19 protein-coding genes and 4 pseudogenes are annotated in these 21336 nt (G+C 61.8%); 5 read left to right on the top strand and 18 right to left on the bottom strand.

Features of this window, described 5'->3' with window-relative positions; genetic code table 11:
- Positions 1-47: 47 nt before the first annotated feature.
- The 9 genes and pseudogenes from HZR20_RS03415 to HZR20_RS03380 all read right to left on the bottom strand — a co-directional run bounded on the left by HZR20_RS03415 (position 48) and on the right by HZR20_RS03380 (position 7188).
- Positions 48-803, bottom strand: coding sequence for a lipoate--protein ligase family protein (locus HZR20_RS03415; RefSeq protein WP_181685190.1), 756 nt, complete (start codon positions 801-803; stop codon positions 48-50).
- Positions 803-1069, bottom strand: a complete 267-nt coding sequence (locus HZR20_RS03410; protein WP_181685189.1) for a lipoate protein ligase C-terminal domain-containing protein — start codon at positions 1067-1069, stop codon at positions 803-805. Before HZR20_RS03410 ends, HZR20_RS03415 begins: the two co-directional genes overlap by 1 nt.
- A 21-nt stretch (positions 1070-1090) precedes the next feature.
- Complete coding sequence (gene lpdA, locus HZR20_RS03405; protein WP_309484897.1) at positions 1091-2470, bottom strand: dihydrolipoyl dehydrogenase; 1380 nt, start codon at positions 2468-2470, stop codon at positions 1091-1093.
- 297 nt (positions 2471-2767) lie between these two features.
- Positions 2768-2929 (bottom strand): annotated as a pseudogene (locus HZR20_RS14440) (biotin/lipoyl-containing protein); the annotation flags it as partial.
- A gap of 23 nt (positions 2930-2952) precedes the next feature.
- On the bottom strand, positions 2953-3297 hold the full coding sequence (locus HZR20_RS03400) for a carboxymuconolactone decarboxylase family protein (RefSeq protein WP_181685187.1): 345 nt from the start codon (positions 3295-3297) through the stop codon (positions 2953-2955).
- A 191-nt stretch (positions 3298-3488) separates the two neighbouring features.
- Positions 3489-4769: an NAD(P)/FAD-dependent oxidoreductase gene (locus HZR20_RS03395; protein WP_181685186.1), complete on the bottom strand. Its 1281-nt coding sequence runs from the start codon at positions 4767-4769 to the stop codon at positions 3489-3491.
- A gap of 263 nt (positions 4770-5032) precedes the next feature.
- Positions 5033-5854: a damage-control phosphatase ARMT1 family protein gene (locus HZR20_RS03390; RefSeq protein ID WP_181685185.1), complete on the bottom strand. Its 822-nt coding sequence runs from the start codon at positions 5852-5854 to the stop codon at positions 5033-5035.
- 59 nt (positions 5855-5913) lie between these two features.
- Positions 5914-6678: a hypothetical protein gene (locus HZR20_RS03385; protein WP_181685184.1), complete on the bottom strand. Its 765-nt coding sequence runs from the start codon at positions 6676-6678 to the stop codon at positions 5914-5916.
- Between the two features lie 186 nt (positions 6679-6864).
- Positions 6865-7188 carry an ArsR/SmtB family transcription factor gene (locus HZR20_RS03380; RefSeq protein WP_309484886.1) on the bottom strand — a complete coding sequence of 108 codons (324 nt, stop codon included), beginning with the start codon at positions 7186-7188 and terminating at the stop codon, positions 6865-6867.
- A 99-nt stretch (positions 7189-7287) separates the two neighbouring features.
- On the opposite strand from HZR20_RS03380, the gene HZR20_RS03375 reads away from it, so the two are divergent.
- Complete coding sequence (locus HZR20_RS03375; protein ID WP_309484885.1) at positions 7288-7668, top strand: helix-turn-helix domain-containing protein; 381 nt, start codon at positions 7288-7290, stop codon at positions 7666-7668.
- A gap of 151 nt (positions 7669-7819) precedes the next feature.
- Entirely contained in the window at positions 7820-8941 is a 1122-nt protein-coding gene (locus HZR20_RS03370; protein ID WP_181685181.1) for a TDT family transporter, read from the top strand.
- 6 nt (positions 8942-8947) lie between these two features.
- Here the strand turns inward: HZR20_RS03370 and tsaA are convergent, their stop codons facing one another.
- From tsaA to HZR20_RS03350, 4 genes are read right to left on the bottom strand one after another with little or no spacing between them, the layout of a single operon-like run.
- Positions 8948-10057, bottom strand: coding sequence for a tRNA (N6-threonylcarbamoyladenosine(37)-N6)-methyltransferase TrmO (tsaA, locus tag HZR20_RS03365; RefSeq protein WP_181685180.1), 1110 nt, complete (start codon positions 10055-10057; stop codon positions 8948-8950).
- Between the two features lie 14 nt (positions 10058-10071).
- Positions 10072-10917: an ABC transporter ATP-binding protein gene (locus tag HZR20_RS03360; protein WP_181685179.1), complete on the bottom strand. Its 846-nt coding sequence runs from the start codon at positions 10915-10917 to the stop codon at positions 10072-10074.
- Positions 10914-11960 carry a FecCD family ABC transporter permease gene (locus HZR20_RS03355; RefSeq protein ID WP_181685178.1) on the bottom strand — a complete coding sequence of 349 codons (1047 nt, stop codon included), beginning with the start codon at positions 11958-11960 and terminating at the stop codon, positions 10914-10916. Before HZR20_RS03355 ends, HZR20_RS03360 begins: the two co-directional genes overlap by 4 nt.
- The gene (locus tag HZR20_RS03350) at positions 11957-13063 is read right to left on the bottom strand and encodes an ABC transporter substrate-binding protein (protein WP_181685177.1); all 1107 of its coding nucleotides are present in this window, start codon (positions 13061-13063) and stop codon (positions 11957-11959) included. Before HZR20_RS03350 ends, HZR20_RS03355 begins: the two co-directional genes overlap by 4 nt.
- Before the next feature lie 155 nt (positions 13064-13218).
- Here HZR20_RS03350 and HZR20_RS03345 point away from each other — a divergent pair, with 155 nt between their 5' ends.
- Positions 13219-14526, top strand: coding sequence for a glutaredoxin domain-containing protein (locus HZR20_RS03345; protein WP_181685176.1), 1308 nt, complete (start codon positions 13219-13221; stop codon positions 14524-14526).
- 176 nt (positions 14527-14702) lie between these two features.
- Here HZR20_RS03345 and HZR20_RS03340 read toward each other — a convergent pair whose 3' ends face one another.
- From HZR20_RS03340 to HZR20_RS03320, 5 genes and pseudogenes are all read right to left on the bottom strand, one after another.
- Positions 14703-15320, bottom strand: coding sequence for a class I SAM-dependent methyltransferase (locus tag HZR20_RS03340; RefSeq protein WP_181685175.1), 618 nt, complete (start codon positions 15318-15320; stop codon positions 14703-14705).
- A 300-nt stretch (positions 15321-15620) separates the two neighbouring features.
- Positions 15621-16034 (bottom strand): annotated as a pseudogene (locus tag HZR20_RS14760) (VapC toxin family PIN domain ribonuclease).
- Entirely contained in the window at positions 16031-16189 is a 159-nt protein-coding gene (locus tag HZR20_RS03330) for a hypothetical protein (protein WP_220132635.1), read from the bottom strand. Before HZR20_RS03330 ends, HZR20_RS14760 begins: the two are co-directional and overlap by 4 nt.
- A 105-nt stretch (positions 16190-16294) precedes the next feature.
- Positions 16295-17645: pseudogene (locus HZR20_RS03325) on the bottom strand (RNA-guided endonuclease InsQ/TnpB family protein).
- 415 nt (positions 17646-18060) lie between these two features.
- On the bottom strand, positions 18061-20271 hold the full coding sequence (locus HZR20_RS03320) for a PAS domain S-box protein (protein ID WP_181685174.1): 2211 nt from the start codon (positions 20269-20271) through the stop codon (positions 18061-18063).
- A 162-nt stretch (positions 20272-20433) separates the two neighbouring features.
- Between HZR20_RS03320 and HZR20_RS03315 the strand changes: the two genes are divergently transcribed.
- Together HZR20_RS03315 and HZR20_RS14420 are read left to right on the top strand one after the other, a co-directional pair.
- Positions 20434-21132 carry a sensor histidine kinase gene (locus HZR20_RS03315; protein WP_309484896.1) on the top strand — a complete coding sequence of 233 codons (699 nt, stop codon included), beginning with the start codon at positions 20434-20436 and terminating at the stop codon, positions 21130-21132.
- Positions 21125-21336: pseudogene (locus HZR20_RS14420) on the top strand (response regulator); the annotation flags it as partial. The gene HZR20_RS03315 and the pseudogene HZR20_RS14420, both read left to right, overlap by 8 nt.

Genomic DNA, 21336 nt, shown 5'->3' with positions numbered 1-21336 from the left:
TCACAGTGTTCGCAACCCGGGACTCGCCGCATCGGACGATTGAGCGCCTACAGCTGTCGATTCCACTCGTCGATGCCAAACTGTTCTCCAACCAGGTCACGGGCGCTGTCGAGTTCCCGATCGGTGAGTTCTCGTTCGTTCGCCCCGTGTCGATCCCGGATCCCATGTTTCAGCGCGTCGATCACGGCTGACCGGGACGCGTCGACGTGATCGGTGATCCGAGCGACGCGGCGCTCGGCTGATTCGATCGCCTTATCCGAGACCTTTTCCTCACCGATCCGCAGGACGCGGAGCATCTCTGCGATATCGAGATCGTAGCTCATCGTTGTGTGATGCAGGACCGCGGCGTCGGTGCGACGCTGTGCCGACCCGCCGATCTTGCCCTCGGCGTGGGCGATATCGTTCAGCGGCTCGTGGTGGACGTCGAGGTCGAGGCCACGGAGCGCCTCGAGCGCCCACTGATCGAGATCGGCGTAGCTCTGCCGAATATCGTCGCTCACCAGGTCGGTGGGCAGGTACAGCGAATAGGTCACAACCGCCCCCGGCTGGACGAACATCGCACCACCGCCGGTGATCCGCCGGACAACGTCTATCTCTTGAGATTCGACGTATTCGACGGCCACCTCGTCGGCGAACGATTGAAAGCGACCGAGTGCGACCGCTGGCGACTCGCGATACCAGACTCGTAGCGTCGGCCCAATCTCACCGCTGTCAACGCGATCGAGCAGCACGCGTTCGAGTGCCTGCTGGACCGGTTCGCTGTACGTGCCGCTGTCGATGATCATCCACGGCTCGTCAGTCATCACAGGGCCTCCATCGTCAGGTCCGCCAGATCGCTCGCAGCGAAGCCGATCAGCGTCGCCTCGACGGCTTCGAGCGCCGCCAGGATCGTTTCGCGGTCGACGTCGACAGGGTGTCCTTCGATCGCGGTTTCGAGATCCCGTCGCGCCTCCGGCGGTTCGACGAAGAAGTCGCCGGTAATCGTCACGGTGTCGATCCGTTCTTCGACGTCGATATCGACGCGAACGAGCTTGCCATCGGGGACCTTCTTTGAAGCCTGTGGAGTCATTGTGAAGTGGGAAAGGACAGCTCAGTTCGCAGTGTGGATCGCTTCATCGCGGGCGTTCGCGGCGGCTTCCATGACGGCTTCCGAGAGTGTCGGGTGGGTGTGGACGGTCTCGGCGATATCAGCCAGGCGGGCGTCCATTTCGATGGCGAGGGAGACTTCTGCGATCATCTCGGATGCGTTGGGGCCAACGATCTGTGCGCCCAAAACGAGTTCAGTTTGACTGTCGGCGACGATCCGGACAAAGCCTTCAGTGTCGCCAAGCGTGAGCGCCCGGCCGTTACTCGACAACGGCATTCGACCGATGACGGGATAGTATCCGGCGTCCCGGGCATCGGATTCGGACATGCCAACGGTCGCGACCTCGGGATCGGTGAATACGACGGCGGGCATGGCCTGGTAGTCCAGTACGGCAGGCTCGCCCGCGATGGCCTCGGCGGCGACCTCGCCCTCGCGGCTGGCTTTGTGGGCGAGCATGGGATCGCCGACGATGTCGCCGATTGCGAAAATCCGCTCACAGGTGGTCCGGCCCTGCGCGTCGGTCTTGACGAATCCGTCCTCGTCGAGTTCGATCCCGGCAGCCTCGAGGTTCGCCGTGTCGGTGACTGGTTCGCGCCCGCCGACGACGAACACTTTCTCGGCCTCGAGAGCGGTGGTATCACCGTTCTCGTCTTCCGTGTGGACGACGACACCGTCGTCGGTCTCCGCCCAGTCGTTGGCCATCTCGTTGAACCGGAAGTCGATGCCGAACGCCTCGGCGCGCTCGCGGACGAGCCGGGAGATATCGTCCTCGTAGCCAGAGAGCACGTCATCGAACATTTCGACGACGGTGACGTCGGTCCCGAGCTTTTCGAATACCGTCGAGAGTTCCATGCCGATGTAACCCGCGCCGATGACGACCAGTGACTCGGGGAGTTCCTCCACCGCAAGTGCGTCACGCGAGTCCAGAACGTACTTACTGTCGAACGGGAAGTCGGGGATCTCGACAGGGCGACTCCCCGTCGCGACGATCGCGTTCCCGAAGTCGATGGCCGTCTCTCCCTCGTCGGTCGTGATTGTCGCCCGCCGATTGTTGACGAACGCGGCGACGCCCTCGACGACCGTGACACCCTGAGCCGAACACAACTGCTCGACGCCGCCCGTCAACTGGTCGACGACGCCGTCCTTCCAGTCTGTCAACTTGTCGATATCGACGGTCGGATCGGCGCTGACCCCGAGATGCTCGGCGTTTGCGGCCTCATAGGCAATGTCCGCGCCATGAATAAGTGCCTTCGACGGGATACACCCGTAATTGAGGCATGTGCCGCCCACTGCGTCGTCCTCGACGAGCGTCACGTCGAGGCCGAGTTGGCCAGCCCGGATAGCCGCGACGTAGCCGCCAGGGCCGGCACCGATAATCAAGATATCGGTCCGTTCGGGGACTCCGTTGACGCTGCCCGGACTCGGGACATCCGTCGCAACGTCAGCACCGACTGGTCGGACCGTCCGGTCGGACGCGCTGTCTCTCGACTGGCGATCGATCGCATCCGTAGATTCGGCCGTCTCTTCGGACGGCTCCGACTCGTCTTCGGCGGCTGCTGAGTGCCCCGCTTCGTCAGCCGGCTCCTCGGGCATCTCGGCGGTATCGGCAGATTCGTATCTCAAAAGCGTGTCACCGACTTCGACGTCCTCGCCCACCTCGGCGATACACTCCTCGATCGTCATCGTCTCGGGCGCAGTCACTTCGACGATCGACTTGTCGGTCTCGACCTCGGCGATGAGGGTGTCCGTGAGGACCGTCTCCCCGGCCTCGATTTCGAGGGCGACGAGTCGTCCCGCTGTGGCACCGTCTCCCAGATCAGGAACTTCAAACGCAGTTGTCATCTGAAACAACCCCAGAAGAATCCTCAGGCGTCCGTTTCGGCGTCCAGTTCCTCGAGGATCTCGTAGGCCTCGATTGCATAGGTCATCGCCGGGCCACCACCCATCAGGACGGCCACTTCGAGGGTCTCGATGATTTCTTCCCGCGTCGCGCCAGCCTCGAGCGCGCCATCCAGGTGCCAAAGGACGCAGTTCTCACACCGGGCGGCACAGCCGACGGCCAGGGACATGAGTTCTTTTGTCTTCGTGTTTAGGGCCCCTGGACTCTCGGTGCCTTCGACGTAGCCGACGAACCCTTCGAGGTTCTCGGCTTCACCGACGAGTTCGTGCAGACTCTGCTTCATCTCTGCGAGCTCACTGGATTTCGACATCAATCTACTATTCGCTTCTAGCGGCATAAATCTCCCGTAATCTGCCTATAGAGAGTCTATAACGTAATTTTTGAGGCAAGGCTAAAGCACCACTCGGACACCGCTCGGATCGACAAGTCAGACTTCGAACCGGTAGGCGTGGTGAGCAACTCGCATCTACGAGGGTGGCACCGTCGGCACAACCGACTCGATCAGTCCGAAGCGAGGGGCGAGGACGAGTTCGTGGGGACCATCCCGTCGAAGGACGGCGCGAGCAACTGCTGGACCTGGTGCTGGACGCGACGACCACTGGCCGTGAGTTGCTTGTACGCCTGGAGCGGCTCACGATTCCCGATCAGAACACCACCGACGAGCTGACCGTCCCGGAAGGCGAGGCGGCGCCACTCGCGGTCGCCGTACTGGCGTTCCTGATAGCTGTCCCCGAGTCGGGGATGGCCAAAGGACGCCAGCGGGAACTCGAAGTGTGAGACGGAGTACGACGGCACGTACTCGAACGGTGCTCTCGCCTCGGGTGCGGCGAGCATGTTCCGGGCGGCCAGTTCGCCCTGGGCGGCCGCACTGCCCCAGGAACCGTTGCTGACGTGTTCCCCGAGGCGCCGGTCGTCGTAACGAGCGACATCGCCCGCCGCCCAGATCGACGGGACAGCCGTCTGGAGCGTCTCGTCGACGACGACGCCGTCCTCGATGGCGATCGGGGTCTCTTCGAGCAACCCCGTGTTGGGCGTCGTCCCGATCGCGACCCCGGCACAATCAGCCTCGTACCGGCGTCCATCGGACGCGACGGCCGCGCTGACGTGGCCGTCGTCGGTCTCGAAGCGTTCGACCTCGGTCTCGACGACAGGTGTCACGCCACGCTCGCGCAGAGCCTCATGGACGATCTCAGCACCCGTCTCGGAGAGTGCCCCCGAGAACCAGTGATCCTCTCGGATGAGATAGTGGGCGTCGACATCCTGGGCAGCGGCGATGGCAGCGTAGTCGATGCCCAACAGTCCACCGCCCACGATCACGCCGCGCTCGGCTGCCGCGGCGTTCTCCCGGATTCGGGCGGCATCATTGATCGTCCAGAAGGTGGTCACGCCGTCGGCGTCGGCGTTCTCGACCGGCAGCGATCGTGGCGTACTTCCAGTCGCGATCAGTAACTCGTCGTAGGCGATGGACTCGCCAGCCGCTGTCTCTATGACCTGTGCCGTGGTGTCGACGGTCTCGACGCGCGTGTCCAGCCGGAGGTCGATGTCGCGGTCGTCGTACCACGACCGGTCGTGCATTCGAACCACGTCCGCATCCAGGTTCCCCTTGGCGAACTCTTTGATCAGAATCCGGTTGTAGAGCGGTTCAGATTCAGCAGTCACTACCGTGATCGAGGCGTCGGTGGTTCGCTCGGCGAGTTCTGCCGCTGCTGAACTTCCGGCGATACCGTCTCCGATCACGACGTAGGCCGCGTCGCGTCCGTGTTGAAGGGGCTGTGATGGCATGATTGTCAGTCTCCGATCGAGCCACGGGGATCACCCCGATGCTCTTGTTGCGTCCATTCACTATTAGGATTTGTATACACATAAATCTAGGTGTAATAAACCACACGATGGTTGAGTACTAATTGATATTGGTGATATAGGATAGTATGAAATTGTAATTATAATGCAATACTATTGGGCGACCGATGGGAACGACAACGGAGACAAACCACCCCGATTATTTGAGACGGACTTCATCCGGAAATAATCTACAATAATCCGTATCAGGCCACGACGATGCTGCCCTCGGGCGCACCGACGGTGTCGGCGACGACGCCACACTTGACCATGAACAGGAAGTACAGATTCGCCTCGCAGTCGCTGAACAGTTCGTAGTTCCCCTGGCCTTTGCTGATCACGATGTCGGCTGCCTGGAGTCGCTCGGCGAACGCGTCGGTGATCGTGCCCACACCTGCTGTCCCCCGCGTCGAGAGGTCCGCAACTTCGTGGAGGTCGACCGAACGGGCCTCCCGGGCCGTGGCGTCGTTGAGGAACGGCCGATCCTTGAGCACGACCTCGACGTCAGCCTCCAGTTGCTCGATCAACAGGCGATCGAGGACGATCTCGCCCGCGTTGTCGGCCAGGTAGAGGACGTCCTCGGCGTCTTCGAGATCCGACCGCAACTCCGCGAGGCGATCGACCGCGAAGGGCTGACCGAGTACCTCGTCGATCGTCGCCTCGATATCAACGTCGTGGCCCGGGCCGACATCGATGACGTTGCCCGCGATGGCGAGGCGCACGGCCCGTCCGAAGCGATCGTCGGCTTCTTCGAGGCGGTACTCCAGTGCCGGCAGTAACGCCTCAACCGTTCGATTCGCCGCCTGCTTTTGTTCCTCGAAGGGATCGTCCTCGCCGGTCTCCTCGCGAACGATCGCCTGTCCGCGTTCGGCGATCGCCATCGGCGTCTCGGTGAGTGAGATGTCGCTGATCTCGGTCGCCACACGACGGAGTACGCGCTCGCGGGTTGTCTCGTCGGCATCCGTTTGCTGTGCTGCATCGAGGGCCTGCCGGAGAAGGCAGGGCCCACACTCAAGACGGGCGTCCATACCAGTCCGTTCGACTGAACAACGAAAACGGCGACGATCGTCCCCTCGCCCAGAGGCTATCAGATCTCTTTCAATGTCGGGATCAGACTCGTCCGAGTCTCCTCGGAGACGGACTTGATCGTCGAGATCTGTTCGGGCGTGAACGGGACTTGTGCGAAATCAGTCTCGACGGGGACCGACTCACTGTCTACCCCACGGAGTTGCAGGCGCTGGTCGTCCATCTCGGTCAGCAAAACGGTGTCGGCGGCCGATTCGACGCGGGCGATCTCGTCAGCGAACGCCGACGTGCTCACGGTGAACAGATACGTCCGGTCGTCCTCGCGTTCGATAGTTCGCAGGAAGGTATCGAGACTCTCCTCGCGATACGTCGAAGCGAACAGAAAGAGGTTCAGCGCCGTTGCGAACACGAGCGTTCCCGGTCCGTCGTCAGCCAGCGGCTCGGCCGCCGAATCGATCGCTTCGGTCCAGACGGCGCTATCGAGGAGGTTCGCCCGGATTGGTCCGTCATCGGGGCGATCGATCGCCTCGATGGTCGGATCCATCTCCGGATCGAACTCGACAAACGACAGTTCTGATGCATACTCCTCAACGTCGACATCGTAAAGTTCGGCCATCGTCTCGGCGACGAAGTCTCGCCCCGAATTCGTCAACAAGAAGACGACGCTTCCACCCTTCGCGAGCCAGGACTCGACGACGGCGAACCCAACCAGGGGCTTGCCTGATCCGCCAGGCCCCGACACGACGGTCGTCTCATCGATAGACAGCCCTTCGGGCAGCACTTGCTGGAACCACTCGTGATCAGGTTGGAATGTCGCAGCCTCCATTGTACTATCCATACAATATTGTCGGCTAAATCGTTGACGGTTTCGTCGATACTGAGTCCGTGAGTTACGTTAGATGTCATCAGAATAGTGCAAATATTCCACAGAGTACAGCGGACAAAGCGACCATTCAGAGACGACGGCGGTACTGTGCGGACGTACAAGAGAGGGTCCAGAAACAACGCACACTCATTTCTCGGCCCCGACTAGATCGTCCTCCCGCTCCAGTTGGGCCAACAGCACCTCCCGCATGGTATTCATCCCTTCTGCGATCCGTTCATCCGTCAGAACGTAGTGGTTGTAGACGCCGTCCGCACGCTTGTGGACTGCTCCCCGATCGCGCATCAGTTTGAGATGGCGGGAGACGGTCGACTGAGGGATGTCGGTCGCGTGTTGAATATCCGAGACAGTATGTTCTGCACCGTCCTGGAGGACATCGAGGATCTGCAGACGCTTCGGGTTCGAGAACACCGAGCAAAGATCGGCCTGGCGCTGGTAGATATCACTGGTCACGTCTTGGCGATGGTCCTCGATGGTGAAACGTTTTCGGGAACATTCGAATATTCGGAGAACCAGATATATGAGTGTCGAGAGCGAACATCGATCCACACCGTGAATATCAAAGAGCAGGGCCGTTCGGAACCGAGCGCCAGTCGTGCACTCGAAGTGATCTTTGGGCTCACTCATTCTGAACGGAAAACGTACGAAACGATCGTCGAGATCGACGACCCCATGACAGTGACCGAAATCGCAGCGAGGGTCGGGTGTGCCGAGTCGTCTGCCTATCGCTACATCGATACGCTTGAGGAAAACGGACTCGTCCGGTGTGTGACTGATGAATACGAATCCACCGGTCGATCAGCATTCGTCGCGAACCCACCCGAAGTCGTTGCTGACCGGATGGAACAGGAAGTTGCGGATATATTCGGGCACTGCCAGCAGGCCGTCGAAGATTGTCGGAGCACGTTTGAAGGGACATCGAGTCTCTCCTGACTGAGACTGGATTGATTGCTCCGTTTGACCCGGTTCACGTTCGTGACTCGACTGGCCGTTCAGCCGTTCGGCGACCACGACTGATCGTCCACAGATCGATCGGAATCCGTCCGCTTATCATTGGGCAGTATTTGGTCATAGATACAAGACAATGGCTGGATCGACGACACTGAGGAACCAGCGGAGAACGCAGTTAGCGGGCATCGTCGAGTACTTCGGCCCGCAGTGGTTCGGATCAACAATGGGCACCGGTGCGCTGGGCCTTGCCCTGGCACTGGTCGCTTCGGAATACGAGTTTGGGCCTGCAGCAATGCTTGCACAGGTTTTCGTAGGACTCACGGCGTTGCTGACGGTCGTATTTACGATCCCCTGGTTGCTTCGAATTGTGACCCATCCCGGGCAAGTTCGAACCGATTTGACTCACCCGATCCGGAGTCAATTCTTCCCGACAATGCCGATCACGTTGCTCGTCCTTGGAGTTGGTATTGCTCGAACAATGCAAGATATATTGCCGAAGGTAGTTCTCGAACCGTTGCTCGTCGGATTGTTCATACTCGGGAGTATCGGTATCTTCGGCTTTGGCCTCCTGTTGGTCACAATCATGTTCGCCAACGATAATATCGGGTCTCATCACGGGGTGTTCGCGTGGTACATCCCGCCAGTTTCCCATCTGGTCATCCCCATTCTCGGGTTCTGGCTGGTCGAAAACATCTACGCAGGCAGCGCGGTCGGACAGTTCGTCTTCGTCATCTCGATGATGGCACTGGGCATCGGGAGCTTCATGTTCGTGTTCTTCGGCTCGATCATCCTTCATCGGTACGCCTACGAATCGCTTCCACAGGAGAAACTTGCGCCAACGTTCGTGATCGGACTCGCGCCGACGGCCGTGCTGGTCATCGCAATCGGCCGACTCGTTCGCGCACTGCGGGCAGGCGTCGGGTTCGATCTCGCGGTCGAACCGATCGTCGCCAGCATGAAACTACTCGCGATGGTCCTATGGGGTTTCTCCGCCTGGTGGTTCCTGCTGACTGTCGCAGTCGTCGCCTACTACGTGACACAGCGCGACCACCAGTTTTTCTTCACCTGGTGGGCCTACACCTTCCCGACGGGTGCGTTTGCCATCTCGGCAGGCGTGATGGGGCATCTCCTCGGGATCGCGGCGTTCAACGCGATCCTGGCCGGCGTCACCGGAGTGCTCGTGATCGTCTGGACGGTCACGACTGCATTCACCAGTCGGATGATCATCCGTGGCCACGCCTTCACGCCGGAGTAGGGAATCTTACTCCGACGGTTCGATCCGACTCAGTCCGCGGCCATCAAGTTGTAGATACGACGCATTCGCGCAGTCCCGGCAGTACGTCTCGCCGTCGCGTTCGACCGCCTTCGGTGCCATGATTGACTCCCCACAGTCGACACACTGGGCATCCTCGTAGATCGGCGCTTCGTCGGGTAGATCTACGCTGACGCCGGTCTGGACGTCACAAACATCGAAGATCGGACGGCCGATCAGGTCGAAGGCCACTGCCTGCCAGCGTTCCGTGAGGCGCTCGCGCTCGGCAGGGGTGCCATCACGGTCGGCGATGACGGTCTCGAACAACTCGCTCGCCTCGGGGTAGTCACGCTCGATAATCTCCTCGCGCTCTTTGACGTGGACTCGGACGCCGTTGTCGGAATTGTCCCGCGAAACCAGCGTCATCGCGGTCTTGCCGTAATCCCGATAGAGCAGGGCGTTGTTTCCGAACGTACAGCCCGTCACAGTCTGGACGCCATCCGCGAAACAGCTGTTCGTCTCGACGACGGCCACGAGATCTTCCATCCCCTCGCTTTCCGTACCGAGTTCGCGCATCGCGTGGACACCGGCCATCACGCCCAAGGCGAGGTACGGACAGAAGTGGCCGTGGATCTCCCCCGCCCGGAGGAGTAGTTCCTCGCGCTCTCGATTCCGGATCCCGCGTTTGATCCGCCCGCGCGGCGCGTCCCGCCGGTCGTCGTCGGCCTCCTCGGGCCGGTCCAGACTCGGCGCGTAGGGCTTGATGTCAAGCACTGGCGTGCCGTCGATGGCGTCGAGCCCTCGAACCTGAAGCGCCAGGCCGTCGCGTTCGAGTAACTCCACAGTCGTGGTCCCGATCGGACTCGGCCGGTGGGGACTCCGGCAGGCGAACGTGCCCCGCTCGACGCCGTAGCGTCGCGGCCCGCGTAGCGTCGGCTCGTCAGCCTCGTGAATGTAGAAGACGATCTTCAGGTGATCGCTGTCCTCGATCCGGTACAGTGCCTCCTCGTAAGCCTCGTCGACGACGATCGTACTCGCCACTTCTCGCATCGCGTCCGGATCGGCCGGTTCGTCGAACTCGCTGTGCACGGTCCCGATCTGTGTTACATTGAATTTCATCGTATCACGCTCTGTCAGTCGTCGGTCTCAGCGGTATTTGGGGTGGGTCGATCCGCCACATGCCCCTCGATCGGAGGCTCGGCGGCCGACGGTCCCGTGTCTGCAGGCGCTTCGGGGACGACCAGGCGCCGATCTCGGTGGCGTCTGACGGACGCTTCGACACCGTAGACTTCCCGGATCGCCTCGGCGGTCAGTACGTCCGGTGGGCCCACTGCGTGGACTTCGCCTTCGGCAAGCAGCGCGACCCGATCGCAGTAGCGGGCCGCCAGATTCAGGTCGTGGATCGCGATCATCCCCGCGACGTCGCCCTGGAGTTGCCCCACGACGAGGTCCATCACCTCCAGGCGGTGTTTCAGATCGAGCGCACTCGTCGGCTCGTCCAGGAGCAGGACCGACGGATCACCGACGAGGGCCCGGCCCAGACGGACCTTCTGGCGCTGTCCACCCGAGAGATTCTCGACGTTCCGGGTCGCCAGGCCGTCGAGTCCAAGTCGATCGATCACCCGCTCGACAGCCTCGCGATCGCTCGCGCTGGGTGACCAGCCACCGTGGGGCCGTCGACCCTGCAGGATCGTCTCGAAGACCGATGCCGGGAACGCCCCTGACTCGGACTGGGGAACGTACCCGACTCGCCGGGCGCGCTCGTCGGGCGCGAGCGTCGCAATGGGATCGCCGTCGATCGTGACACGCCCTGAATCGGGCCCAAGCAAGCGATTGCAACACTCCAGTAGCGTGCTTTTCCCGGACCCGTTCGGGCCGAGCAGACCCAGCAGTTCGCCAGATTGGACTGTCAGGTTGATCTCCTCGAGGATCTGTTCGTCGTCGTAGGCGAACGTGAGGCGCTGCATATCGAGTGTCACCAGTATGCCCTCCCTTCGATCACGAGATACAGAAACAGCGGCGCGCCCAGAAACGAGGTCAGGATGCCGACGGGCAGGACCACCGGGGAAAGCACTGTCCGAGCAGCCGTGTCGGCGACCACGAGCAGCGTCGCGCCAACGAGCGCTGAGGCCGGCATGAGGTATCGTTCGGTGCCGCCGATGACCATTCGCACGACGTGGGGGGCGACCAGCCCGACGAACCCGATAATACCCACGAACGAAACAATCAGTGCCGTCACGAGCGACGCGATCGCCATTCCACGGATCCGTAGCGAGTCGACGTTCACACCGAGACTTCTCGCGGTGTCGGTCCCGGCATCGAGCACGTCGTAATCCCAGCCGTGCCGGAGGAAGTAGGCCGTCGCCGCGAGGACGACTACTGTCATGACGATCACCTGCGGCCAGCCCGCCCGACCGATGTCGCCGAACGTCCAGTAGACGATTGCCGCGACCTCGGTGTCGCTGGCGAAGTACTGCAGCAGCGTCAGCCCGGCCTGGAACAGCGATCCGAGCGCGACGCCGGTGAGGATCATCGTCTCGGGGGTCGCCTGTCGGTAAGTCACCAGCGCGAGGATGACGCCCGTCGAGACCATCCCACCCAGAAAGGCCGCGATCGGCGTCAGCCACGTCGCGAGGAGTCCACCCGCCGCCGAGCCGGCCCCCACGCCGGTCAGCAGGATCGCAAGTGCTGCACCGAAGGCAGCCGCCTGGGAGATCCCGAGCGTGTATGGAGCCCCCAGTGGGTTCCGGAGGACGGTCTGCATCGCCGCGCCGGCGATTGCCAGGCCCCCACCGGCGACAATCGCGCCGAGGACGCGGGGCAGTCGATTCCGCCAGACGATGTTCCGATGGAGTTCGGTCCCGCCGCCGGTCAACGCGGCGAGCAGATCGGCGAGCGGAACCTGTACCGACCCGATCGCGAGCGCGAACGTCCCAGCGATCGCCAGGGTCAGGGCGACGCCGCCCAGGAACCCGACGCGTCGTCGCCTGCGCTCGCCGACCGCGGTGGCTGTTTCGGTCATTGGAGATCGAGTCGCTGATAGGCGTCGTTCGGGTCAGTGAGGCTCTCGAAGAGCGGGTCCCCGAGCATCGTCTCGAAGATCGCTTTGGTTTTCGATTCCAGGGAGACGTCCCCGAAGCGATCGGGAGAGACGCGTTTCCCGACGAAGTAGGCGTTTGCGAGGATCGACCCGTAGTTGTGATGGTAACTGGCGTGTGGGAGGATGGAATACGTCTCGTCGGTCTCGATCGCGGCGAGTGATTCGTACTCGGGGTTGGTGGCCACGTCCTCGCGGACGCGTCCGACGTTCACGCCACTGACGAACATCGTCGCGGGATCCCAGGCCAGTAGCCGTTCGGTGCTGACCTGCACCGAGGCCGCGTCGCTGTCGATTGTGCTGGCCACGTTCTCGACGCCCGACCACCGGAACGGGGCGAACTGTTTTCGCGTCGTCGCGAGGCCGTGCGCGCCCTTGTAGTTGATCGCCCCGACGTAGGCGCGCTCGCGATCATCCTCGGTTACTCCGTCCGCCCGCTCTCGGAGGTCCGCGATCGTGTCCTCGACGAACGTGATCAGGGTCCCAGCGCGCGAGCGCTCGTCGAGTACGTCTCCGAGCAGTCGCCAGGTCTCGAACATCGTCTCGCGGGCCTCTCGATCCACGAAATCCACGATATCCAGGCCAACGACCGGTGTATCGGTCTGAGATTGAAGGGTTGGGACCCGCGAGCGCTCGCCGTAATAGAAGATCACGTCCGGATTGACCGCGAGAATCTGTTCGCTGTTCCCTCCGGCGTTCGGGCCCGCCATTCCGATCTTTTGATGGTCCTGCAGGTCTGGATTCGCCAGGTTGTACGGGGATGTCAAGATAGATCCAGTCTCCTGCTCGACGCCGACGACGCGATCGGTCGCGTCGAGATAGGCGACCTGCCGGAGGGCCCCCGGCCCGACGGCGACGACACGCTTGACGGTCTCGGGGACGCTCACCGTCCGGTCGTAGCCGTCCGTGACCGCCCGTGAGTTTCTCGCGCTGCTTGTGTCCGATCCAGGGATCACCTCCGCACACCCGGACAGCCCCATGACAGCCGTGGCGCCGACTGCCCCGAGGAACGATCGTCTCGATTTCATTACGTTCGAAGCGGTACCATTTGCCGAAATAATACTTTTTCGATTTTGAGTAATACTGGATGGGCCGAAGTGGGCGCTCCACGAGTGATACTGAAAACTGCTGTCGAGACAGACATTCCGGAGCGATTAAGGCAGGAAGGGGAGATATTTTCCGCATGCTCGCCGGCAATCGTGAGCTTCTCGTCCGGACAATCAGCGTTGTCTTTTGTCTGCTCCTGGTGGTGGGCGTTTTCGGCGGTGCGGTCGGACCGGCGGTCGGAGCCCAGGAGGAGGACACACGATCGGCGACGAACGCCATCACGACAAACGAAACGGGGTCCGTGACGGTTGTGTTCTTTTATCTCCCTGGCTGTCCGCACTGTGGGAACGTCGAGCAGTTCCTCGAAGCGCAACGCGACGAGTACGAATTTACCGTCGAGAAGTACAACGCACGTGACCATCCCCGCCGCTTCGCCCAATATCTCCAGGGGTACGACGTCCCTCGCGAGCAGTGGGGGCCTGTCCCTGTCGTTTTCGTCGGGGACGAGTACGCGATCGGCGAGGATCGGGCGATCGAACTGCTCGAACAACGGTTCGAGGCGGCACAGATGACCCCTGAAACGAAGGCAACGACTGACGTGGCGAGGACTGCTCGGGAGACTCCCGACGAAGCAACGACAGATGAAACGACCACCGCCGAATCCGCGAACGACAAGCCAGGAACTCACGAATCCCCGACGAAGACGGTTACCGGAAAGTCAACTGAGGACCCCTCGATGGGAACGCTTCTGACACTGGCAGGGCTCGCACTCGGGGATGCGGTCAACCCGTGTGCACTGGCCGTCCTCGTCGTCTTGCTCACGACGATTCTGACGCGCCATCCCGAACGCCCGCGAACGGTGATCGCTGCCGGACTGACGTTCGCCCTGACAATCGCCGTCGCCTACGGCGCAATGGGCGCGCTGCTGGTGTTCGGCTTCAAATCAGCGGGCGCCATCGACGCCCTTCAGATCGCCGGGATCCGACAGCTGTTTGGCGTTCTCGCGATCGGACTCGGCCTGTTCGAACTCAAAGACGGCATCAGCCACGGGGCCGGTGGGTTCACGATGGAGGTCCCCGAATCCTGGCGACCTGGGATGCAACGCCGACTGACGGAACCACTGTGGGCCCACAGTACGATCGTCGGGGCGGTGCTGGCCGGCGTCGGCGTCAGTCTCTTCCTGTTGCCGTGTACAGCCGGCCCCTACGTCGTGGCCGGCGGGATGCTCGCTAGCCTCCCCTGGCAGCAGTCGCTCCCGCTGCTAGGCGCTTACAACCTCCTGTTCGTCGCTCCGATGATCGCGATCACCCTCGTGGTCGGCAGCGGCTACGTGGCCGCCGACGCGGTGGGCGAGTGGCGCCAGCGCCACCTGGAAACGTTGCACCTGGTCGCCGGAGGCTTGCTGGTCGTGCTCGGCGGTGCACTGGCAGGAGGGATCATCTAAGCGGCGCCCGATACCCGAACGGTCGCCGTCGCTTTTGGGACGAACGCAGGTGATGGAGAGCCAACACGGATCTCTCGAGTAGTCGGAGTCATACGGATTAGATTATTTCCGGATAACGCCGACCCGGGATCGGCGGATACCGCTACAGCACTACAATAATCCGTATCAGCTGACTCTCACGGGAACCGAAAGACTCGGATCGTATCCCGGCTGGTCGGTTCACAGAGTAACTGAGCACCCCCGAGATCGCTGAACACCGTCTTCCAGTCGCGGTGATAGAGGGGAAACTCGTCGTCGACTTCGGACACCTCAGCGCCCGGACGGCCCCGGTCGGGGGCGTTCCCCTCGTTTTCGGCCGTGATCAACAGGTCGCCGGTCACGCGCACGAGCTCTTCGAAGACGGCCGTCTCTTCCGGGTGGACGTGCTGGAGGGTCTCGACCGAGTAGACGACATCGTAGGCGTCGTCGGGGTACTCCGGGAGGAGGTCCTCGATCGCCCCGGTGAGGAAGGTGCCCGTGTCGACGAGTCGCGGATACTCCTCGGCCATCACCTCGAAGGAGTCGTCGTTGATATCGATCCCCGCGAGGTCGCTGTAGCCGGTATCCAGAAGGTGTGCGAGGTGTCGCCCGGAGCCACAGCCGACTTCGAGGACGCTCGGGTCTTCGCTGGCGTAGTGCTCGAGAACGCTCGCGAGCGTCTCGCTCACTTCGTTGTGGCCGATATGGGCGTAGTACTCCGGCGAGTACGCACCCGAGCGCTCGGCCCAGGTCTGGCGGTTGTCTTCCGGATCCATGCGAATCGTCGCTGGCTACGTGACCGTGCGAGAAAAGGACAGCGAACTGGCTGGGCGTGACGGGGACGTCCTGGGTTGATTTTCCGGCCAGCACAGTCTCCCCCAGTGTTCGTCCGTCATACTTCGTTTTCAGTCTCGTCAGTCGCGGTGGGGCCGTTGATTGGCGACTCGATCTCGTCCGGATGGTCTTGGTGGGTGTCTATCTCCCCGCAAATTAGCGTTCACCTCACTCGGTGATGACGTGGACGCTATTCCCGAAGTCACGGAGCAGACCATGGTTCAGGCGAACCAGAGACACAGTTAACTGTCATCTTCAGCCTCGCGGTACTCTTCGACGTCGACAACCTGCTTCGTCTCCGGGTGGGTGCGATCACCGTCGCTGGAGACCACCGGCGCATTCAGTTCCCCGCCGACGGCGGCAATCAGTGCATCGAGGCCATCCAAATACGGTCCTCCCGGTTGGACTCGTCCGCGATCTCTCCCGCTGTCACGGCCATCCGTTCGTCGACGGCGTACGTCTTGCCCCACGAAAGATCAGCACGAGCACCGTCGACGTCGCCATTCGGAAGGGTCCCTTCGCCGACGAGTGCCCCAGCGTAGGCCGGAACGGGCATCACCCAGCGCTCGTTCTCGCCCCCATGTGCCTCGTAGAACGCTTCGTCGCTTCGACGCCGTCCAGATAGTCGATGAGACTGTCGCGTCCAGGACCGTCATGCAGCGTCCTCGGATCGCTCTCGCAGTCGCTGCGTTCGCTTCTCTTTGGCCTCTCGGCGCGCCTCACGGACGCGGTCGGCTTCCTCGCCGGACCACCGACCGAACCCGTCGTAGAAGTCGCCGAGCTTCTCTTCGTCGAGAATGCGCTCAAGCACGTCGTTATGACATCCTCCGCGCCGTAAACGGAGAGGGATCGAAGATCCCTCAGGCAGCCGGCCGTAGGCCGGCGACGGCGCGGTTTCCTCTCCGGCGTGGGAGTCTCAGTCGGTCTGAGAGTCCCCGGAGGCAATATTTCCCGTCACGGTGGACGGTACTCTGGTCTGTACGCTGTTCGTTGGGACTTTCGTGAGAGCGTGGTGACTCCGACCAAGTGTGGTCGTCCCACTGGAACCGCACGGGCCGTGCCATCGGCCTGACTGTCTGCTCTGTCTGCCGCTTCAGGAATGTTTCTGACGCTGTGAGGTCGGCGTGCCCCTCAAAGCCACAGGAACAGGAGAGCGTATCCTGATGCCGTGTTGTCCGGTCTGTGCCGCCACACTGCGGGCACTCTTGGCTGGTCCACGCTTCCGACCGAACCTCGACGGAGATACCGTATTCCTCGGCAGTACACGCCAATCGGTCAGTGAATTTCTTGAACGCCCAGAAGTTGTGCGTCTTCGCGTTTGTCTCGACCGACCAGTGTGTATCCAACACGTCGGTCAGACCACCGATATACACCGTGTCCACGCCCTCGGCGTACAGTCGGTCCAGCAGGTCACGACACAGTGCCTCTTGTGCGTGGTCACGGCGACGGGTTCGTTTCCGATACAATCGCCGGATACGCTTGCTACTGTATCGTCCGTCTTCGAGTTTCGACTGCAACCGGGCGATTTCTCGTGTCGTCTCACGGAATCGCTCAAACAACTCACGGCCTTCGTACAGATACTGCTCGCCGGTCGTGGTGGTACAGGCGACGAGATTGTTTGCACCGATATCCAGAGCGGCCGTCTCGTCGGCCAGTGGAGTATCCCGTGCATCGTCAGAAAGAGTCACGGGTTGCGAAGCCCTGAACGTGCTATCAGTCTCGTCATACCACAATTCCAACCGGCTCTGGTCCTCGTACTCTGGCCAGTTTGGGTCGCCAGCGATTTCCAGCCGGAGGCGCCCGGTGTGGTCGTATCGGTCTTTCAACTCGCGCCCGACCAGTATCTCAAGCCGGGAGCGATCGCCCCACTCAACGGTGTAGGCGTCGTTGCGAATGACTCCCTTGAGGTGGCGTCCATCGTTCTCATTCCCACGGAACCCCGGCGGTTCAGGGTGTTCTGTGACTACGGTGTTCGACTCGTCGTGGTACTGTTCTTTCAACCGGAAGAATCCACGCCACGCTTCGCTGTTTTTGCGTATCACCTGTTGAGCGGTGGACGCACCGAGAACGCCTTTGTATCTTCCTTCGAGAGCACCGGTATCGGCGTCCCATACGTCGCCCTCGAAGCCGTCCTCGTCGTTGTATCGCAGGAGGCGCTGGTAGTTTATCTCGTTCCAGAGAGCGGCGGAAGCGTCCAACAAGTCTCGTAGCAGTTGCTCTCCATCGTTGGTGAGCGGTCGCACGGCGAATGTGTTGGTTCGCTTCATGAGCCAGTCCATAGGAGGAGGTGTCAGAACGTAAATGACAGCCATGCAGAGTGAAAGTGAAACTGCTAGTGACTGTTGGAGACTCAGGACCAGCAGTAACGTGGCGGATTCTCAAAGGAGCGTACGCGATTCACGCCCGCCCTGAACAGCGTGGCGTCGGAGACGCCACGGGCAGACGGCGCGAAGCGCCGTCGACGGCGGGACTCTCTCGCTGAATTAGGTAGCTTTTGCCCTCTCGCCGTCGGCGGTCGAGTTCCCGCTTTACCCTCTCGGTGACGCGGATATGTTCGTCGGCGGTCGCCATCACTACGTTAACGGTCGCGTTAACTGACGTTCGGCGGTGAGGACACACGCTCCGCAAGTGGGCCTGATTGCGCATCCGGTCCATCATAGCCCACAACCAGTCGGACTCCCATCACTCGACGAACTCAACACCAGTGATCTCGAATCGCGCCCCACCGTTGTCCCCCTCCGTCACGCGGATATCCCAGCCGTGGGCCTCGGCGACGCGTCTGACGATGCTCAGCCCGAACCCGGTCCCGTTGTCCTGGGTCGAATAGCCTGCCTCGAAGACGTCCTCGCGTTTCTCGGGTGGGATTCCCGGCCCGTCGTCTTCGACGTAGAAGCCACGGTCGAGCGGGCCGATCCGGATCGTGACCGCTGGGGCGTCAGTGCCGTTTTCACCCGCTGTATTGGGCGGTTTCGAACCGTGTTCGACCGCGTTGCGAATCAGATTCTCGAGTAGTTGCTGGAGTCGGTTGCGGTCGGCGGTTACTGTCCGATCAACTTCTGTTCGGAGTTTGGCCCCGTCAGTGTCGACCGTCTGCCAACACCCTTCGATCACCGACTGGAGTGCCACCGGCTCGGTCTCGGTGACGCGATCGCCTTCCCGGGCCAGCGTTAGCACGTCCTCGATCAGAGTTTGCATTCGCTCGTGGGCGGCTTCGATGGCTTCGACGTGCTCGCTGTCGCACTCGTCACCGAGCAATTCGAGTCGGCCGCTGGCAACGTTCAGCGGATTTCGGAGGTCGTGACTGAGGGCGCTCGCGAACTCCTCTAAGCGCTCGTTTTGCCGCTTTAGGGCTCGCTCGTTCTCCAGTTGATCGGTGATGTCCGAGATCGCAGTGACGACCGCTTGGGGGTCGTCCGCCGCTGTCGACAGCGGTGCGGCGTTGATCGAGAGCCAGCGAACGCTCTTGTCGGGCCATTCGATCCCGTGCCGGTAGTCGTAGACTGGCTGGCCGGTCGCCATTACCCGAGCGAACGGGAGGTCTTCGGGCGGGATCTCCTCGCCGTCCTCATCGACAATCTCCCATTCGGGATCGTCGTACATTCGGTCGACAATGTCCGATTCGTCCAGGCCGAGGACGTCTTTGGCACGCTCGTTGGCTCGAGTGATGTCGCCGTCCTCGCCGAGCACCGTCACGCCCACTGGAACCGTCTCGAACAGCGTCGAGAGGAGTGTATTGACGGCTTCGAGTTCTTCCTCCCATTCCTTGCGCTCGGTGATGTCGGTGATGAAGCCTTCGAGGACGGGTTCGTCGTTGCGTCCGTCGACGAGTTGTCCGCGTTCCCACATCCACCGCGTCTCCCCGTCCGCCGTCCGGATCCGGTAGGTGAGTTCGAAATGCCCTTCCGCATCGAGACTGTCTTGGACGGCTTGCCAGACGCGCTCGCGGTCATCGGGATGAATGACGTCTTCACCCCACACGACCGACTGATTCTCGATCGCCGTCGCGGCGTAGCCGGTGATCGCTTCACAATCGCCCTTGACGTACTCCATGGGCCAGCCGGGTTCGTTGCGACACCGATAGACGATCCCGGGGAGATTGCCGATGAGAGTTTCCAGTCGGCGCGTCCGTTCGACGCGCTCCGTGATGTCCCGGACGAACCCGACGATCTCGCTGACACTCCCCTCGTCGTCGAAGACGGGTTTCCCTTCGCTGTGGACCCATCGAACCTCGTCGTCGGGTGTCCGAACGCGGAACTCGATCGATTCGGTTCTGCCCGCCGAGAGGCGATCCATCGATCGTTCGACGGCCTCGCGATCCCCCGGATGAACGCCCTGCAGGAACGACTTCGGGTCCGATCGAAGTCGTTCGATCGACTCCTCGAAGAAGTCTTCGTAGGCCGAGTTGACGAACTGGAACTCCGCCCAGTCACTGTCGACGACGAACAACACATCGTCGGTGTGATCGGCGATCTGTCGGAGCGTGGAGTCGGTGGCAGCCTCGGAGCCCTCGTGACGACTGCCCTCGATCGCGTCGGTGATCCGGCTGGCGAGCGTGGCATACTGCTCGTCACTTCCGTCCCGTCCGACGTACGCGGTGACGCCCGCCGAGACGGCGCTGCCAGCTAATTGCTCTGAGCCAGTTTTTGGAAACAGCACGACGGGCATCTCCGGATCGATCGACCGCACCCGTTCGAGAACGCTGAATACGTCAATTTCGGGCGGGTCGTGGTCGCTGACGACACAATCGACGGCCGGGAGATGATCGATCCCTGCCTCGATTGTCGTCGCCGTCTCGACGCGAAACCGGGACCGTTCGGTTTCGAGGGTCGCCCTGATCGTCTCGGTGTCATCCGGATCAGCGGCGACGGAGAGAATCCGGGTTTCAGCACCCATACTCCCGAAAGGCGACTGATTGATGATAATGGTTATGCTAGCCTGTCCAATAGGACAGAGATCGACGCTGCTCTCGCTCGTCTCCCCATCGACTCGAGACCGTCTCGTGGGTATCTCCCTGGAACACGGTAGTGCGGGGTATTCAGTTATCAATCCTGATTAATTGGAGCGCACACTCATGCCCTCGCCTCCCACGACCTCCAGGAACCCCTCCGGATGGTGTCGAGTTACGTCGACCTCCTTGAGCGCGAATACGGTGACGAATTAGACGACGAGGCCGAGGAGTACATGGCGTTTGCGGTCAACGGCGCAAAGCGGATGAAGCGGATGATCAATTCGCTGCTGGAGTACTCTCGCGTCCACACCGAGGCCGAGGAGTTCGACGAAGTCGACGCCGAGGCAGTGTTCGAAAGCGCCCGCCAGGACCTCGAACTGCTGATCGCCGATCATGATGCCGAAGTCACAGCCGAGGATCTACCGACCGTCAGCGCCGACGGCGACCAACTCGGGCAGGTGTTCCAGAATCTCGTGAAGAACGCCATCGAACACGCCAGTGAGGACGGCATACCAAAGATCGATGTGACTGTCGCTGACCGGACGGACACCCACGAGTTCGCCGTGTCGGACAACGGGCCGGGGATTCCGGCCGACGAACAGGACGATGTCTTCGAGATCTTCAGGCAAGGAGCGGATGCCGAAGCCGGCAACACCGGGATCGGGCTAGCGATCACCCGCCGGATCGTCCAGCGCCACGGCGGCGATATCTGGGTCCAGTCGGAGCCAGGAGACGGCGCGACGTTCAAATTCACCATCCCGAAGGGGCTGAACGCCGCCCAAAGCAAGGGGGTCGGCGATGACTGAGACTGGGCAGCCGGTCGAGATTCTCCTCGCGGAAGACAACCCGGGCGATGCCAAACTCACGGAGAAAGCCTTCGAGCAGGGAAATATCCTCAACAACCTCCACGTCGTCGAGGACGGCGTCGAGGCGATGGAATTCCTCAACCAGCGTGGCGAGTACGCGGACAAGGAACGGCCTGACCTCGTGTTGCTGGACCTTAATATGCC

It is taken from the genome of Halorhabdus salina (assembly GCF_013839425.1).
GTDB lineage: Archaea > Halobacteriota > Halobacteria > Halobacteriales > Haloarculaceae > Halorhabdus > Halorhabdus salina.
The sequence above is the reverse complement of the archived record's forward strand: the minus strand, read 5'-3'. Positions and strand labels throughout refer to the sequence as shown.

What these genes read in the sequence shown, in the direction of transcription:
- HZR20_RS03410 (WP_181685189.1), bottom strand. Translation starts at nt 1,069, where the DNA reads ATGACTCCACAGGCTTCAAAGAAGGTCCCCGATGGCAAGCTCGTTCGC.
- HZR20_RS03390 (WP_181685185.1), bottom strand. Translation starts at nt 5,854, where the DNA reads ATGGACGCCCGTCTTGAGTGTGGGCCCTGCCTTCTCCGGCAGGCCCTC.
- HZR20_RS03350 (WP_181685177.1), bottom strand. Translation starts at nt 13,063, where the DNA reads ATGAAATCGAGACGATCGTTCCTCGGGGCAGTCGGCGCCACGGCTGTC.
- HZR20_RS03355 (WP_181685178.1), bottom strand. Translation starts at nt 11,960, where the DNA reads ATGACCGAAACAGCCACCGCGGTCGGCGAGCGCAGGCGACGACGCGTC.
- HZR20_RS03400 (WP_181685187.1), bottom strand. Translation starts at nt 3,297, where the DNA reads ATGTCGAAATCCAGTGAGCTCGCAGAGATGAAGCAGAGTCTGCACGAA.
- HZR20_RS03340 (WP_181685175.1), bottom strand. Translation starts at nt 15,320, where the DNA reads ATGGATCCGGAAGACAACCGCCAGACCTGGGCCGAGCGCTCGGGTGCG.
- HZR20_RS03395 (WP_181685186.1), bottom strand. Translation starts at nt 4,769, where the DNA reads ATGCCATCACAGCCCCTTCAACACGGACGCGACGCGGCCTACGTCGTG.
- HZR20_RS03320 (WP_181685174.1), bottom strand. Translation starts at nt 20,271, where the DNA reads ATGGGTGCTGAAACCCGGATTCTCTCCGTCGCCGCTGATCCGGATGAC.
- HZR20_RS03370 (WP_181685181.1), top strand. Translation starts at nt 7,820, where the DNA reads ATGGCTGGATCGACGACACTGAGGAACCAGCGGAGAACGCAGTTAGCG.
- HZR20_RS03415 (WP_181685190.1), bottom strand. Translation starts at nt 803, where the DNA reads ATGACTGACGAGCCGTGGATGATCATCGACAGCGGCACGTACAGCGAA.
- HZR20_RS03345 (WP_181685176.1), top strand. Translation starts at nt 13,219, where the DNA reads ATGCTCGCCGGCAATCGTGAGCTTCTCGTCCGGACAATCAGCGTTGTC.
- HZR20_RS03385 (WP_181685184.1), bottom strand. Translation starts at nt 6,678, where the DNA reads ATGGAGGCTGCGACATTCCAACCTGATCACGAGTGGTTCCAGCAAGTG.
- tsaA (WP_181685180.1), bottom strand. Translation starts at nt 10,057, where the DNA reads ATGAAATTCAATGTAACACAGATCGGGACCGTGCACAGCGAGTTCGAC.